At 67.9% G+C, this 15,698-nt stretch carries 15 protein-coding genes; 1 reads left to right on the forward strand and 14 read right to left on the reverse strand.

Features of this window, described 5'->3' with window-relative positions:
• Nucleotides 1-51: 51 nt before the first annotated feature.
• The 7 genes from H1S04_RS16450 to H1S04_RS16480 all read right to left on the reverse strand — a co-directional run bounded on the left by H1S04_RS16450 (nucleotide 52) and on the right by H1S04_RS16480 (nucleotide 8,647).
• Complete coding sequence (locus H1S04_RS16450) at nucleotides 52-1,359, reverse strand: pitrilysin family protein (protein ID WP_181746599.1); 1,308 nt, start codon at nucleotides 1,357-1,359, stop codon at nucleotides 52-54.
• Nucleotides 1,356-2,822 (reverse strand): pitrilysin family protein, encoded by a 1,467-nt coding sequence (locus H1S04_RS16455; RefSeq protein ID WP_181746600.1) that lies wholly within the window; start codon nucleotides 2,820-2,822, stop codon nucleotides 1,356-1,358. The genes H1S04_RS16450 and H1S04_RS16455 overlap by 4 nt, the downstream gene beginning before the upstream one ends.
• A gap of 99 nt (nucleotides 2,823-2,921) precedes the next feature.
• Complete coding sequence (locus H1S04_RS16460; protein WP_181746601.1) at nucleotides 2,922-3,434, reverse strand: DUF3035 domain-containing protein; 513 nt, start codon at nucleotides 3,432-3,434, stop codon at nucleotides 2,922-2,924.
• 36 nt (nucleotides 3,435-3,470) lie between these two features.
• On the reverse strand, nucleotides 3,471-4,049 hold the full coding sequence (gene lspA, locus H1S04_RS16465) for a signal peptidase II (RefSeq protein ID WP_366521916.1): 579 nt from the start codon (nucleotides 4,047-4,049) through the stop codon (nucleotides 3,471-3,473).
• 20 nt (nucleotides 4,050-4,069) lie between these two features.
• Nucleotides 4,070-5,659, reverse strand: coding sequence for a bifunctional phosphoribosylaminoimidazolecarboxamide formyltransferase/IMP cyclohydrolase (purH, locus tag H1S04_RS16470; protein WP_181746602.1), 1,590 nt, complete (start codon nucleotides 5,657-5,659; stop codon nucleotides 4,070-4,072).
• 33 nt (nucleotides 5,660-5,692) lie between these two features.
• Nucleotides 5,693-7,345, reverse strand: coding sequence for a heparinase II/III family protein (locus tag H1S04_RS16475; protein WP_181746603.1), 1,653 nt, complete (start codon nucleotides 7,343-7,345; stop codon nucleotides 5,693-5,695).
• A 9-nt stretch (nucleotides 7,346-7,354) separates the two neighbouring features.
• The gene (locus H1S04_RS16480; RefSeq protein ID WP_181746604.1) at nucleotides 7,355-8,647 is read right to left on the reverse strand and encodes an RsmB/NOP family class I SAM-dependent RNA methyltransferase; all 1,293 of its coding nucleotides are present in this window, start codon (nucleotides 8,645-8,647) and stop codon (nucleotides 7,355-7,357) included.
• Between the two features lie 54 nt (nucleotides 8,648-8,701).
• Between H1S04_RS16480 and H1S04_RS16485 the strand changes: the two genes are divergently transcribed.
• Nucleotides 8,702-8,875, forward strand: a complete 174-nt coding sequence (locus H1S04_RS16485; protein ID WP_181746605.1) for a DUF1674 domain-containing protein — start codon at nucleotides 8,702-8,704, stop codon at nucleotides 8,873-8,875.
• A 46-nt stretch (nucleotides 8,876-8,921) separates the two neighbouring features.
• Here H1S04_RS16485 and H1S04_RS16490 read toward each other — a convergent pair whose 3' ends face one another.
• The 7 genes from H1S04_RS16490 to H1S04_RS16520 form a co-directional block, all read right to left on the reverse strand.
• Complete coding sequence (locus tag H1S04_RS16490) at nucleotides 8,922-9,323, reverse strand: hypothetical protein (protein ID WP_181746606.1); 402 nt, start codon at nucleotides 9,321-9,323, stop codon at nucleotides 8,922-8,924.
• Between the two features lie 51 nt (nucleotides 9,324-9,374).
• Entirely contained in the window at nucleotides 9,375-10,256 is an 882-nt protein-coding gene (folD, locus tag H1S04_RS16495; protein WP_181746735.1) for a bifunctional methylenetetrahydrofolate dehydrogenase/methenyltetrahydrofolate cyclohydrolase FolD, read from the reverse strand.
• Nucleotides 10,237-10,548, reverse strand: coding sequence for a chorismate mutase (locus H1S04_RS16500; protein ID WP_255435660.1), 312 nt, complete (start codon nucleotides 10,546-10,548; stop codon nucleotides 10,237-10,239). The genes folD and H1S04_RS16500 overlap by 20 nt, the downstream gene beginning before the upstream one ends.
• A gap of 352 nt (nucleotides 10,549-10,900) precedes the next feature.
• Nucleotides 10,901-12,793, reverse strand: coding sequence for an ATP-dependent zinc metalloprotease FtsH (gene ftsH, locus H1S04_RS16505; protein ID WP_181746607.1), 1,893 nt, complete (start codon nucleotides 12,791-12,793; stop codon nucleotides 10,901-10,903).
• Nucleotides 12,794-12,851: 58 nt separating this feature from the next.
• A complete protein-coding gene (gene tilS, locus H1S04_RS16510) occupies nucleotides 12,852-14,099 on the reverse strand; it encodes a tRNA lysidine(34) synthetase TilS (RefSeq protein WP_298947716.1) in 1,248 nt (415 codons plus the stop codon).
• The gene (locus H1S04_RS16515; protein ID WP_181746608.1) at nucleotides 14,089-15,126 is read right to left on the reverse strand and encodes a tol-pal system protein; all 1,038 of its coding nucleotides are present in this window, start codon (nucleotides 15,124-15,126) and stop codon (nucleotides 14,089-14,091) included. Before H1S04_RS16515 ends, tilS begins: the two co-directional genes overlap by 11 nt.
• The gene (locus H1S04_RS16520; protein WP_181746609.1) at nucleotides 15,126-15,680 is read right to left on the reverse strand and encodes an OmpA family protein; all 555 of its coding nucleotides are present in this window, start codon (nucleotides 15,678-15,680) and stop codon (nucleotides 15,126-15,128) included. Before H1S04_RS16520 ends, H1S04_RS16515 begins: the two co-directional genes overlap by 1 nt.
• Nucleotides 15,681-15,698: the final 18 nt, after the last annotated feature.

The raw sequence follows: 15,698 nt of genomic DNA on the forward strand, positions 1-15,698 counted from the left end.
GGGGCGGCGCTTATTCATCGGGCATATCTGCATTGATCCGTGGCGGCGCGGTTATTTCTTCACCCCATCGGGGCGGCCGACCAGCACGAATTGCAGCTTCTCGGGATCCAGCCGCTCGCGCGCGACGCGGGCCACGTCCTCGGCGGTCACCGCCTCGATCTTCGCATTACGGGTGTCGGGATAGTCGATCGGCAGGCCGATCAGCTGCATCCCCACCAGAATCCCGGCGATCTTGGAATTGCCATCCCAGCGCAGCGGATATTCGCCGGTCAGATAGGTCTTGGCGTCGGTCAGTTCCTTTTCGGTCACGCCCTCGGCCATGCGGCCCCATTCCAGCTTGACCAGATCCGTCGCCTCGGCCGCCGAGGCGTTCGAGCTTGCCATCCCGCCGACCCAGCTGGCGCCGTTCACCGCATTCGAAAGCGCTGTGGACACGCCATAGGTCAGCCCGCGCTTTTCGCGGATTTCCGCCATCAGGCGCGAGGAAAAGCCGCCGCCGCCAAGGATATGATCGGCCACGAACGCCGCGAAGTAGTCGGGGTCATCCATGGAGAGGCCCGGCTGCGCGAAGGAGATCACCGTTTGCGGGCTGTCCCAGTCGATCACCTCGGTGCCCCCCTTGGATTCGAACTGCGCCGCCTGAGGCAGCGGCACTGTGCCGGTTTTGGGCAGTTTGGCAAGGATACGGTCAACCAGCAGCCCCAGCTGTTCGGGGGTGATATCGCCGGCGGCGCCGACGATCACCCGGTCACGGGCGATGACGCGATTCTGCGCCTCGACCAGATCCTCGCGCCCCAGCGGAGCAACGGATTCGAGGGTGCCGTTCAACGAACTGCCATAGGGATGCGCCCCCCAGATTGCTTTCGCCAGCGCCTTCTGGGCGATGGCATTGGGGTCGCTGTCCTCGGCGCGGATGATCGCCTGCACCTGCCCCTTCACGCGGGCCACGGCGTCGTCGTCGAAGCGCGGCTGGGTCAGGGCGGCCGCGATCAGATCGGCGCCCTCGTCACGATTTTCGCTGAGCAGCCGCGCCGCCACCGTCAGCGCGTCGTCGCCCACATCGAAGCCGATCTTGGCGCCGAGCGCTTCGGTGGCAGCGGCATAGGCGGTGGCGTCCATGTCGCCCGCGCCTTCCTCCAGCGTGTGGGTCATAAGGCTGATGGCCCCGCGCTTGCCCGGCGCGTCAAGGCTGGCGCCGCCCCGGAAAGCCAGGTTCAGCGCGGTGAAGGGAATGCTGTGATCCTCGACCAGCCAGGCCTTGATGCCGCCGGGTGAGGTGACTTCCTGGATATCGGTCGCAAGGGCCGGGACGGCCACAAGGCTGGCGGCGAGGAAGGTGCAAAGGCGCAGAAAGCTCATTGTGCGGTCTCCTCGGTCGCGGCGGCGGGGATATCGGCGGCGGGTGCGTCGACGGCAGGGCCGCCGGTGGCGGGCGCATCGGCGCCCACGGGGGCGGCCACAGGCGGCGTGGATTCCACCGCGATCTCGGCCCCGGCGTCGGCCGCCTTCTGCGGCAGCAGCCAGCCGGTCACGGTGGCGGTGCTGTTCAGGACGAGATCGGCGGCTTTCATCACGTCTTCGGCGGTGACGGCGGCCAATTCGTCGGGCCAGTCGTTCACGTCCTCGACGGTCAGGCCAGTTGCGAGGCCCTGCCCGTATTCATAGGCGCGGCCATGGGCCGAGTCCTGTTCGTAAACCTCCGCAGCGCGGATCTGGGTCTTGACCCGTTCCAGTTGCGCCGGGTCGGGGCCTTCCTTCAGGAAATCGGCCAGCACCTGATCCAGCGCCGCCTCGGCGTCGGCGGGTTCCATCCCCTCGACCGGGGCGATGGAGATATAGAAATTCGTCGGATCGACCGCGAAGCCGTCATAGCCCGCCCCGGCATAGAGCGCCTTGCCGGTCATCACCAGCTTCTGCCCCAGAACCGAGGTCTGGGCCGAGCCGCCCAGCAGTTCCGCCAGCACCGTCAGCGCCGCGGCCATCTTCTGATCGCCCGGATTGCGTTCGGGCACCAGCACGGTGCGGATCAGCGAGGGCTGCGGCACCCGCGGGTCGGTCATCTCCATCCGGCGGGGTGCACGCTGCTGGGGTTCCTGCGGCCGCGCCTCGCGGGCAACGCCTTCCTTGGCGGGGATACCGCCGTAATACTGCTCGGCCAGTTCGCGCGCCTTTTCGGGGGTCACGTCCCCTGCGAGGACCAGAATCGCGTTGTTCGGCGCATAATTGCTGTCATACCAATCCAGCGCATCGGCACGCGTCAGCCCCTCCATCTCGGCCCGCCAGCCGATCACCGGGCGGCCGTAAGGATGGTTCAGATACTGGGCGGCGCTCCGCTCCTCGCCGAAAAGGGCCGAGGGATCGCTGTCGGTGCGCTGCGCGCGTTCCTCCAGCACCACCTGACGCTCGGCCTGCCAGTCTTCCTCGCCGATGCGCAGGTTCTGCATCCGGTCGGCCTCCATCTCCATCACCAGGGGCAGGCGGTCGGCGGCGATGCGCTGGAAATAGGCGGTGTAATCATAGCTGGTGAAGGCATTGTCGGATCCACCATTGGCGGTGACGGTCTTCGACAGCTCGCCCGGCGCCAGCTTGTCAGTGCCCTTGAACATCAGGTGTTCCAGATAATGGGCCAGCCCGGTCTTGCCGGGCTTTTCATCGGCCGAGCCGACCTTGTACCAGACCATCTGCACGACCACCGGGGCGCGGTGATCCTCGATCACCACGGCCTCCATGCCGTTGTCCAGGGTGAAATGGGTCACGCCCTCCGGCATCTCGGCCAGGGCGGGGGTGGCGGCCAGCAGGGCTGCCAAAGATAGCGCGCGCATCGGCGGTCCTTTCGCGGGACGGGAAGCGTGGGGAACATGAAACGCCAGGCCGCCGGTCGCAAATCACGACCGGGTGACCAGAGAACGCGGCGGCGCCGCTCAGTCCAGGGTCTTCGGCGGCGCCGAGGGCACCTGCGCACCCGCGCGGCGCCAGCGTTCGTTTTCGGCCCAGCTGTCCAGCGTCATGGTCTGGTAGGCGCGGTAATAGACATCGCTGCGGGCCACGGTTTCCAGCAGCCTGCGCGACCGCTTCGAGCGCCACTCGACATCCTCGACGGCCAGTTGCTGGCGGATGCCGCCCTGCACGCCCAGCCGCGAGGCATAGTTGATGAGCGCGCCATCGGCCGCGCCGACGCCCTGCGCAGCCAGTTGCGCCGGGTTGCCGCCAAGCGCCGCCACGGCATCGCCTTTCGGATTGGGATCGGTGATGTTCGCGCCGCCCGGCGTGGGCGGCGGCAGCACGTTCAGGTCGCCCGGCATCGACAGCGCGCGCGTCGGCACGATGGCAAATTCGTCCGGCGTGCTTTGACCGGCGCGGATGTTGTGCAGAAGGGGATCGCTGGAACAGGCCGCCAGCGCCGCCGTCCCGATCAGTGCCCAGATTACCCGCATACCGGTCCCCCGTTTTTCATTGTTGCCGTTCTAGCGTCATTTCGTGGCGAGGTCACGGGCCTTGTCGGCACTTTGCGGCGGTTGCAGGATCAGGCCGATGGCGCCGGCAAAGATGGCGATATCGGCAACATTGAAGCTGTAGGGGTTCCGCCAGATCGGCAGCGACATGTTCAGGAAATCGGCGACCGCGCCATAAAGGACGCGGTCGATCACATTGCCGATCGCGCCGCCCACCAGCAGCCCGGCCGAGGCCTGTGCGAACCAGCCCGGCCGCACCCGCCGGATCCACAGGATCACCCAGACGCAGACCGCCACCGCCACCGCGATCAGCACCCAGCGCATGATGTCCTGCGAGGACGACAGCAGGCCGAAATTCACCCCCTGATTCCACGCCATATGCAGGTTCAGCCAGGGCGGCAGCAGCTCGATCTCGCGCAGGCGGTCCAGCCGCATGACATGGACCACGTAATATTTGCTGACCTGATCCAGCAGCAGGATCAGCCCCGCCACCCAGGCCATGGCGCGCAGGCTGACCGGCGGCGGCGCGGGCGCTTTCTTCGCGCGTGGCTTGCGCGGCTTCGGCGCGGGCTTCGGGGCGGGGACCTCGGCGGGCATGTTTGTCGGGTCCTTGGCCATCAGTGACGGAAATGCCGCTGACCGGTGAAGACCATGGCCAGACCGCGCGCGTCGGCCGCCGCAATCACCTCGGCGTCGCGCATGGAACCGCCGGGCTGGATCACCGCCGCTGCACCCGCATCTGCCAGCGCCTCGACGCCGTCCGCAAACGGGAAGAACGCGTCCGAGGCCACCGCCGACCCCACCGTCAGCGGCAGCGGCAGCGCCAGCGCCTCGGCCATGTCCTGCGCCTTGCTGTGGCCGATCCGGGTGGAATCGATCCGGCTCATCTGGCCGGCGCCGATGCCCACGGTCGCCAGATCCTTGGCATAGACGATGGCATTGGATTTCACATGCTTGGCCACCTGCCATGCGAACAGCAGATCGGCCAGTTCGGCCTCGGTCGGCTGGCGCTTCGTCACCACTTTCAGTTCGGGCAGCGCGATACGGCCATTGTCGCGCGACTGCACCAGAAAGCCGCCCGCGACCTGTCGGAAGGCGGTGCCCAATGCAGCCGGATCGGGTAGGCCGCCGGTGGTCAGCAGGCGCAGGTTCTTGCGCTCGGCAAAGACCGCCTTGGCCTCGTCGGTGGCGTCGGGGGCGATGACGACCTCGGTGAAGATCTCGGTGATGGCGCGGGCGGTATCCCCGTCGAGCGTCTGGTTCAGCGCGATGATGCCACCGAAGGCCGAGGTGCGGTCGCAGTCGAAGGCGCGGCGATAGGCCTCGGCCGCGGTGGCGGCGCGGGCGACGCCGGACGGATTGGCGTGCTTGATGATCGCGCAGGCCGGACCTTCGGCGGGGTCGAATTCGGCCACCAGCTCGAAGGCCGCGTCGGTGTCGTTGATGTTGTTGTAGGACAGCTCCTTGCCCTGCCACTGACGCGCGGTGGCGACGCCGGGACGCGCCTCGCCAGTGACATAGAAGGCGGCGCGCTGATGCGGGTTCTCGCCATAGCGCAGCCCCTGCGCCAGCGTGCCCGCGAAGGCACGGCGCCGCGGGGTTTCCACCTCCACCGCATCCGCCATCCAGTTCGAGACCGCGGCGTCATAGGCCGCCGTGCGCGCATAGGCCGTCTGCGCCAGCCGCTTGCGGGTGGCCAGATCGGTGCCGCCCTTTGCGTCCAGCTGGGCCAGCACCTCGGCGTAATCCTGCACATCGACAACGACGCTGACAAAGGCGTGGTTCTTCGCCGCCGCGCGGATCATGGCCGGGCCGCCGATGTCGATATTCTCGATGCAGTCGTCATAGCTGCCGCCCTTGGCGACGGTTTCCTCGAACGGGTAGAGGTTGACCACCAGCAGGTCGATCATGCCGATCCCATGCTCGGCGGCCGAGGCCTGATGCCCCGCATCGTCGCGCAGCGCCAGCAGACCGCCATGGACGACCGGGTGCAGCGTCTTCACGCGACCGTCCATCATCTCGGGGAAGCCGGTGACCTCGGACACGTCCTTGACGGCGATGCCCGCGTCGCGCAGCGCCCCGGCGGTGCCCCCGGTCGACAGGATCTCGACCCCCCTGGCGTCGAGCGCCTGTGCGAATTCGATCAGCCCGGTCTTGTCAGAAACAGAGATCAGGGCGCGTTTCAGCGGGACGATGTCTTGCGGCATGGGAACCTTCAGGTGGCGGCTTTCGGTTGGCGCCTAGCTAGCGCCTGCCCGCCTGAAGGTCCAGCCAATCTGCACCGCATGGTCTGTAAGGTGATGGCTGAGCAAGATCTGCACGCCGGGGCGCGGATCGGGCAGGCCCGGCTCCAGCCAGGCTGTCGGCTCCAGTCGCAGCTCGGCCACCAGATCATGGCTGAACTGCCATTCCTCGCCGCCCGGCAGGATCAGCCGCGCGGCCGCGCCGTCCTGCACGACGTCGATGTCGGGATGCAGGTGGAAACGGATGTCGAAGCCGATGCCCTCGGGGTGGTTGGTCAGGATCTGGTCCAGACGCCCCTGCCCGGCGATATCCAGCGCCGCCAGCGTGTCGTCGCCCCGGAATTCGTCGCCATCAGGGGACAGGTAAAGCTCGCGCAGATGGGTCAGCCCGTGGGTGCCCTGCCAGGCGTCGTGCCCCGACAGGATCGTCGTGGGCAGCCGGGGCGAGGGCGGCGGGGCGTCCGCGGGCAGCAGATTGCCCTCCGCATCGCATTGCCCGGCCCAGACCTTCTGCGGCAGCAGGGTCAGCCGCTCCTGCCCCTGCCCATCCGGCGGCAGCAGCTTGGCGGAACTGAGCCCGGTCAGGCTGAGGGTCGAGTGGCAGGCGGTGGCGCGGGCAGCCCGTGCCCAGGCCTGCCCGAACATCCGGCCGGGGCCGCAATTGACCACGATCGGGTGCCGGGCCGAGGTGAATTCAATCGCCAGCGTCGAGGCATGGGCATGGGCCGCCCCCGGTCCCGCCGGCGGGGACGCCGCATCCAGCACCACCGTCGCCCGCGCCCGCGCCAGCCGGGCAAAGCCCATCGCATGGCCCGGCGCGGTCAGGCCGGGACCTTCGGCGGCCTTCAGGCTGTGATCCAGACGCCCCGACGCCCCGCGCCCACCGCCGTGAAAGCGCGGCAGGCCGCCATCGGCATGGCGCAGCGCCCGCAGGATCGGGACGATTTCGGCAATGGCCGCGTCAATCTCGGGCGGCAGCGGCTGGCCGGTCTCGGTCGCGGTGGCCTTGACCCAGCCCAGCAGCGACAGGCAGGTCAGCAGTGCTTCCGGGCAGCGGCCGCGCAGCACGCCCTGACGGATGCTGCCATCCATCTCGGCCGCCAGGGCCTCCAGCGCAGGGCCGGCGCGGTCCGTGGCCCCTTGCAGCAGCATGGCAGCGATGGCGCGACCGCTCAGCGCCTCGATCCGCGCCGGGCCGGCCGGGGCCTCGGTCCGTTCCAGCAGCGCCAGCTGGGCGTGGAGGCTGTCAAAGACCGGCTGCGCGCCGGCGCGGTCCAGCCCCGGCAGGATCTGGCCGGAATTGAAGATCCAGCGCAGCATCCGCCGGCCGGTCACGTCGGCACGCCAGACCGGATCGCCTGCAGGGTCTTCGGGCGGGGCGGGATGCGCGGCCAGCCAGGCCAGCACGCGGGCCTGCGCGAGGTCACGCGCCTTGGCGTTGCCGACGGCGGCCAGATCGTCCAGCCAGCCGAAGCCATGCAGTTCCGCCATGTGATCCGTATCCGCCAGCCGATGCGCGAAGGGATCGCCTTCCAGCCGCAGTCCGGTCAGCGGCAAGGCGCCGTCCACCATCTCCTGCCCGCGCAGGGCAGAGCCGAGGCTGCGCGCTTCGGGCCGCTGGGTGAAACCATGGGGGCGAGGATCGGTCATGAGCTGAATTTACCGGGCCGCTTCGGGCTTCTGCAAGCCGGCGATGAAGAAGCCATCCATGCCGCCCTTGTCAGGCCAATAATCGGGCCGCAGCCGCAGGCCACCCCGATCGGTGATCCAGTCGGGCTGAATGCCCGGAAGATCGGGGCGGATCACCGTCAGGCCGGGATGTCGCTGCAGCGCCGCCGCCAGCTGATCCTCGCCCTCGGCCTGCAGCAGCGAGCAGGTGGCGAAAACCAGCCGACCGCCCGGCTTCAAGATTTCGAGAGCGCGGTCGATCAGCGCCGCCTGCAGCGCCGCCAGCCCCTCGATCCCGCTGTCGTCGCGAATCAGCGGCAGGTCGGGATGGCGGCGGATGGTGCCGGTGGCCGAACAGGGTGCGTCCAGCAGAACGGCATGGGGCGCCTCGGCCGGGGTCCATGCCAGCGCATCGGCCTCGATCACCTCGGCGCTCAGCCCGCAGCGCGCCAGATTCTCGCGCAGCCGACCCAGCCGGGGGCCGGAAATATCGACCGCCGTGACCTTTGCGCCGGCAGCGGCCAGTTGCAGCGTCTTGCCGCCGGGTGCGGCGCACAGGTCCACGATCACCTCGCCGGGGCGGGGGTCCAGCAGGCGCGCGGCCATGGCGGCGGCGGCATCCTGCACCCACCAGTCCCCCTCGGCATAGCCCGGCAGCGCCGAAATCTGCGCCTGCCCGTCCAGCCGGTAAGATCCGGTCGGCAGCGCCTCGCCCGGCGCGGTCCTGTCGGGCTTGGCGCTGAAATCGACTGGCGCGCCGGCCTGATGCGCGGCCTCGATGGCCAGAACGGTGTCCTCGCCCCAGGCGGCGGCGATGGGGTCGCGCAGCCAGTCGGGCATTTCCTCGGGCGGCAGGGTCTGCCAGATGTCGCGCTGATCGGCGATCTTGCGCAGCACCGCATTGACCATGCCCGAGGCGGCGCGCCCCTTCGGCCCCATGGACTGCACCAGCCCGACCGCCGCGTTCACTGCACCATGCGGGGCCTCGCCCATCTCCAGCAGTTCGACCGTGCCGAGGCGCAGCACATCCAGCACCTCGGGCCGGGGCTTTTTCGACAGATGTTCGACCAGCAGCGTATCGGCGCGGTCGATATTGCGCAGCACCGTCAGCGCCAGCCGCTGCGCCCGCGCCCGGTCGGCGGGGGCAAGGTTTGCCAGCGCGCCCGGCTGATCGGCCAGCGACAGCCCCTCGCGCAGCCCGTTCAGAAGCCGCAGCGCGCCCTTGCGCGCCGCATCCGGCCGCGCGGCATTTCCCGGTGATCTGCGTGCTGCTGGCTTGCCCAAAGCGGAACCTTTCCCTAGATTCTGCCCTGTTAACGCAATGAAAGGCCGCCCGCCATGACCGAGACACGCGAATTGCCACCCGAGGCCCAACGCGCCCTCGCCGAGGCAGAGGCGCGCCGCAAGGCCGCCAAGCCGCTGGACCTGCCACCCGAACTCGGCGGCCGCGACGGGCCGGAACCCGTGCGCTATGGCGATTACGAGAAAAAGGGGCTTTGCGTCGATTTCTGAGGCAGATCGGCAAGATCAACCCAAAAGCTTGATCGTCGGCAGCCGGTCACCAACGCGGGCGCGCGATAGCGTCTTCAATGTGCTGCACAGAGAGAACAACCTGCTTGGCAAGCTGCGAGCAGGTTCCGGCCCATTGTTCCAGTGCACCTATACCTTCAACGCTTGCGCCCTTCTCATTTACCAATGCCCGGTTCGTATTGGCCATGTCCCGGATTTGCTCGCATTGGGCACGCATCACGACAAGAGAGTTGATAACGACCTCGGGATCTATGCCCGCCGAGACAGCCACATCTCGCAGACGCACAATCTCGAAATCTAGCATCATCGCACTCTCAATGACTGCGGCGTCGATGTTCGACAGTATGGTCAATGCACGCAGCTTGCGATCATCAGCCCGCTGCAAACTGGTCAGGCCTAACCCGAGAAAACCTAGGAAATACTCAAGCATCCCGCAGCCTCTCGTAGCAACAAACTGTCGTTTACATAAAAGACGCCAAATCTACGGGGTCAGCCCTTCGGGGTCCGGCAAGCCGTTCGACCGGCAGCAGGCGGTCAGCGTATTGGCCAGCAGGCAGGCGATGGTCATCGGGCCGACCCCACCTGGCACCGGGGTGATGGCGCCGGCGACCTCGGCGGCGGATGCGTAATCCACATCGCCGACCAGCCCCTTCTCGGTCCGGTTGATGCCGACATCGATCACCGTCGCGCCGGGCTTGATCCAGTCGCCCTTGATCATTTCCGGGCGCCCGACGGCGGCCACGACGATATCGGCGCCGCGCACCACCTCGGGCAGATCCTTGGTTCGCGAATGCGCGACCGTCACCGTGGCGCTGTCGCCCAGCAGCAGGGCCCCCATGGGCTTGCCGACGATGTTCGACCGTCCGATCACCACCGCATTCTTGCCCGACAGATCCCCCAGGTGATCGCGCAGCAGCATCAGGCAACCCAGCGGCGTGCAGGGCACCATGGCGCCGCGCTGCCCGGTCGCCAGGCGTCCGGCATTGGCGACGGAAAACCCGTCCACATCCTTCTTCACCGCGATGGCGTTGATGATCTCATTTTCATCGATATGGGCCGGAAGTGGTAATTGCACCAGAATGCCATGCACCGCCGGATCGGCGTTCAGCCGCCCGATCAGGGCGAGCAGTTCGGCCTGACCGGCATCGGCGGGCAGCCGATGCTCATAGGAGTTCATCCCCGCCTCGACCGTCTGGCGCCCCTTTGAAGCGACATAGACCTGGCTGGCGGGGTCGTCGCCGACCAGCACCACCGCGAGGCCGGGCGTGATGCCGTGTTCATCCTTCAGCGCCGCCACCTGGCTGGCGATTTTCGCCCGCAGCCCCGCCGCGAACGCCTTGCCGTCAATCCGCTGTGCCACCATGACCGCCCCCAAGCTGCGCTTCTTCCTGCGCAATGAAATGTTCCATCATCAGCCGCCACAGCCCTTCGGCCAGATCCGGGTCCAGCCCGGATTCGGCGGCGCGGCGCCGCGCCAGCGCGGCCACTTCCTCGACCCGAGCATCGATGCGGGCGGGCAGGCCGACCTGCGCCTTGATCTCGGCGGCGCGGTCGATCAGCCTGCTGCGTTCGGCCAGAAGCGCGATCAGCTGCGCGTCCAATGCGTCGATGCGGGCGCGCAGCGCCACCATGTTCTGAATGTCTTCATGCGCCATGGCGGCACTTCTGCCCGCTGGATCGCCATCGCGCAAGCCCGAAGCGTGGCAGATTTGCCGCAGCGCGGAGATGACGGTTCCGTGACGGAACTCCGACTGCGCACCGGACGTTTTCCTGCATCTCGAAGACGAGCGGCATTTTGCCGCGATGAAAGGAAACGCCATGGATAAGCTTGGCGTCGTTATCAATCTGGGGTTCGGCTTCGCACTCGTCGTGTTGGCCTCAGTGCTTATGGTCTTGTGATACGCGTCAGTTCTTACGGTGTTGTAACGAGTGCGGCGAAAGCCGTTATGTTAAGACAAACCCCGACCGAACGGCCGGGGTTTGTTGTTGAAGACAGGATGGCGGCGGTCAGGATTGCGGCACCGGCGCGCCCCCTTCGGCCGCACGCCCGGCCTTCGGCGCGGTGCTGACCTGCGGGATGCCCGAGGACGGGGTATCATCATCGCCACCCAGCGCCTCGCCGCGGATGACCTTGCCGATTTCCTCACCGGTGAGGGTTTCGAATTCCAGCAGGCCCTGGGCCAGACGCTCGAACTCCTCCTCTTTCTCGGTCAGGATCCGGTGGGCGGTCTGATAGCCTTCCTCGATCAGGTCGCGGACCTCCTGCTCGATCAGCTCCTTCGTCGCCGCCGAGACCGAGAACCCCCCGGTCGAGCCGTTATAGCCCTCATGCGCCTCGGCATAATCGATATTGCCGACCTTGTCGGACATGCCCCAGCGCATCACCATGGCCCGCGCCAGCGCGGACGCCTGCTGAATATCGCCGGCCGGCCCGTTCGAGACCCCTTCCTCGCCATATTTGATGATTTCGGCTGCCTTGCCCGCCATGGTCATGGCCAGGCGCTGCTTGGCCTCGTCCTTGTGGAAGTTCAGCCGGTCCATCTCGGGCAGGGACACCACCATGCCGAGCGCGCCACCGCGTGGGATGATCGTGGCCTTATAGACCGGGTCGGTCTTGTCCAGCGTCAGGCCCACGATGGCGTGGCCCGCCTCGTGATAGGCGGTCTTTTCCTTCTGCTCGGGCGTCAGGACCATGCTGCGCCGCTCGACGCCCAGCATGACCTTGTCCTTGGCATTCTCGAAATCTTCCATGGTCACGAAGCGACGCCCGATGCGCGCGGCCATCAGCGCGGCCTCGTTCACCAGGTTCATCAGATCCGCGCCCGAGAAACCCGGCGTGCCGCGCGCGATGATGCGCAGATCGACATCAGGGCCCTGCGGCACCTTCTTGGCGTGGACGCCCAGGATCTTCTCACGCCCCTTGATGTCGGGGTTCGGGACATGAATCTGGCGGTCGAAGCGGCCAGGGCGCAGCAGCGCCGGGTCCAGCACGTCCTTGCGGTTGGTGGCGGCGATGATGATGACGCCTTCATTGGCGTCAAAGCCGTCCATCTCGACCAGCAGCTGGTTCAGCGTCTGTTCGCGCTCGTCATTGCCGCCACCGATGCCGACGCCGCGCGCCCGGCCAACGGCGTCGATCTCGTCGATGAAGACGATGCAGGGGGCGGATTTCTTCGCCTGTTCGAACATGTCGCGGACGCGGGATGCGCCGACGCCCACGAACATTTCCACGAAATCGGAACCCGAGATGGTGAAGAAGGGCACGCCCGCCTCGCCGGCGATGGCGCGCGCGAGCAGCGTCTTACCGGTGCCGGGCGGGCCGACCAGCAGCGCGCCTTTCGGGATCTTGCCGCCCAGACGGCTGAATTTCTGCGGATTACGAAGGAATTCGACGATCTCCTCCAGCTCCTCCTTGGCCTCGTCGATGCCGGCCACGTCGTCGAAGGTCACCCGGCCATGCTTTTCGGTCAGAAGCTTGGCGCGCGATTTGCCAAAGCCCATCGCCCCGCCTTTGCCGCCGCCCTGCATGCGGTTCATGAAGAAGATCCACACCCCGATCAGCAGGATGAAGGGCAGCCAGACGCCGATGATCGACATGAAGCCCGATTGCTGCTGGCGCTCGACCCGCACATCGACATTCTTGGCGATCAGCTTGTCGGCGATTTCCTCACCCTGAGGACGGATGGTGGTGAACTGGTTGCCGTCGGCGGTCTTGTAATAGACCTGCTCACCATCGATCGTTGCCGAGGCGACCTGGTCGTTGTCGACCTGGCTCATGAATTCCGAATAGCTCACCTGACGGCTGTTCATCTGCGAGGCACCGTCGCTGAACAGGTTGAACAGCGCGAGGATCATCAGAAACAGAACGACCCAGAAGGCGATATTGCGTGCGTTACCCAAAGGGCGGTCCTCCGGCGGGAAAGGGTTTGGCCTGAAAATAGGGATTCGGGGGCGGGGTTCAATGCCCAAGCAGGATTCCTTGGAAATCCATCATGCCACGCAACGGTTCCGCCGTCAGCCCCTGCGCGGGCGCCAAGGCTGGCACGATCAGGTGACCGCCGCGCCGGATGGCCGGCAGTGCCTGCGCCTCCAGATGGGTCAGCCCGGCGCCGCGCCAATCGGCCGCAGGGGCATCCGCCCCCAGCGGCACGACCGAATCACCCCGCTGCAAACCGCCGATGCGCCAGCGATTGTCCCAGATCCCGGCAACGAGACCGGCCCTTGCGGCGGCCGCGGCCTCCCGGTGGATCAGCAACGCCGCGCCGGGATCCAGCACAGCGCCGTCCAGCGTCACCCGCGCCCCACGCGCCAGCGCCGCCAGCGCATGTTCGACCCCGGCCCTGCGCGGCGGATAGCCCGCGCCGGTGACAAAGCGCACCGCCGCGACGATCAGCCGCCGTTGCTGCTCGACCGGTGCCGCCTCGAAAGCGGCGCGGTTCAGCAGCAGCGCGCCATGGCGTGCCTTGGCGCTGTCCAGCAGCGGCATCAGCGCGGCATTCAGCGCCGCCCGCGCGCTGTCGAGATGGGCCGCGGACTGCGCCAGCGCTGCCGGGTCCAGCCCCAGCGCCGCGATGGCCTGCCGCGCGCGCACCCGTTCAAAGCGGTCGCTGTCATTGCTGGGATCGTCGATCCAGCTCACCCGCAGGCCACGAAGATAGTCGCGCAACTCCACCCGCCCGATCCCCAGCAGGGGGCGCAGCCAGATCATGCCGCGATCGGTTCGGCGCGCGGCCATGGCGGCCAGCCCATCAATGCCGGCGCCGCGCGCCAGTCGCATCAGCAGGGTCTCGGCGATATCGTCGCGGGTGTGGCCGAGCGCCACCGCGTCCAGCCCCAGCCTTTGCGCCCACTCGGCCAGCAGGTCCAGCCGCGCCTGCCGTGCATTGGCCATTAGGTTGCCCGGCGCATCCGCTGCCTGCCAACGCAGGACCTGATGCGGAAGACCGAGCCGGGCCGCCGCAGCCCCCGCCGCCGCCGCCTCAGCAGCCGATTCGGGGCGCAACCCGTGATCCACCGTCGCCGCGGCCAATGCCCAGCCGCGCGCCGCCGCCCATTCGACGGTCAGATGCATCAGCGCGACGGAATCGCCCCCGCCCGACAGCGCGATGCCAAGGCCGCGCGCATCGCCCGCCAGCACATCCAGCGCCGCGAAAGCCCGCGCCCGGACATCGCCGGGCGCCGCATCATCGGGGATTTCAGTTCGCACCGCCCTCGTCCGCAGCGGCCAGTTCGGCGCAGGCGGCGGTCTCGGCCAGCGGTGCGGCCTCGGCCGCTTCGGGCGAGGCGGGGAAGCGTCGGGTCAACTCGTCCAGATAGGGGCAGGCATCGCCGGGCGCGCCGAGCCCGGTCATCGCCTGCGAAAGCGCCAGCAGGCTGGCCGGTGCCCGCGGGCCGTCCGGGGCGGCGGAAAAGGCCAGCAGATAGGACTGCGCGGCCTGATTCAACTGACCATCCCCCTGACGCGCGATTCCCTGCAGATACAGGGCCTCGGCCGTCAGCGGGCCGCCGGCATGGGCGGTGACCAGATGGTCCAGCTTGGCCTTGGCCGGCGCCCAGTCCTGCGCCGCGACCAGGCCGCGGATCTCGGCGAATTCGCGTGCCTCCTCCTCGGTGGGGGGCGTCGCGACAGTCTCGGGCTCGGCCATGGGCGGCAGTGTCTCGGCGCTGACATCAGAGGGCGGCGGCGGCACCGGACCACCGCCCGGCGCCGGGGCCACGGCCCCCTGCCCGCCCAGATCGGCGGTCATCAGCGCACCCAGATCGCAATTGGCGTCCAGCTCGCACAGGCGGAACTCAATGTCGCCGATGCGGTTGGTGCCTTCCGCCACCACCTGCTTGATCCGGTTGGAAAGCTGCTCGGTCTTCTCGGTCACGGCGGCGATCTGGGCTTCCATCGCGTTCATCCGGTCGATGGCCGAATCACCCCCTGCCGCCACGAAACCCTGTGCCCCCGAGGCCAGAAGCTGGGCCCTGAGCGCCTGCAGATCAGCCGAAACCTCGCGCAGGTTGGCCTGCATGTCGGCCAGCGTGGCCGCGTCGACCTGCGGGCGCGCAGCGGCATTTTCGGCTTCCACCTCGGCCGCGATCTCATCGGTGGAGGGGATCGCCTCCAGCCCCTGAGCGAGGGCAGGATCGTTCACCACCACGCCATTGGGCAGAACGATGGCCTCCTGCGCCAGCATGGGCAGGGCGGTCAGCGCCACCAGCCCGAGAACGGCGACAGCAGAGCGCATCAGACGCCCGCCGCGGGCGGGGCGACGACGGTGACGGCGCGGCGGTTGCGCGCCAAGCAGCTCGCCTCCGAGGCGCAGATCGACGCCGGGCGTTCCTTGCCGAAGGAAACGGTGCGGATGCGGCCGGCCTCGACCCCCTTGGCGACCAGATATTCCTGCACCGAAGTCGCCCGCCGCGCCCCCAGCGCCAGATTGAATTCGCGGGTTCCGGGTTCGTCCGCATGCCCCTCGACCACGGCAGTGAAGCCGGCATTCTGGACCAGCCATTGCGCCTGACGCGACAGGGTGGTGCGGGCTTCCTCGGACAGGGAGGTTTCGGCTTCAGCGAAATAGACGGTGGCACCGGCGGCGGCGAAATCGGCGCCGAGGGCCACGGTGTCGGCGCCCGGCAGGCGGTTGCCCGCCACATTGACATCGCCGCGATAGACGACATTTCCCCCGGCGGTCGAGACATAGGGATCGGTGACGGGTGCCGATGCCTGCGGCGTATCATTCGGCATATTGCATGCCGACAGCGCCAGAACGGCCGCGATCAGGGTCAGGGTCACACGCATCAGACTGTTTCCTCGGCC

The organism is Paracoccus sp. S1E-3 (assembly GCF_013868135.1).
In the GTDB taxonomy this organism is placed as follows: Bacteria; Pseudomonadota; Alphaproteobacteria; order Rhodobacterales; family Rhodobacteraceae; genus Paracoccus.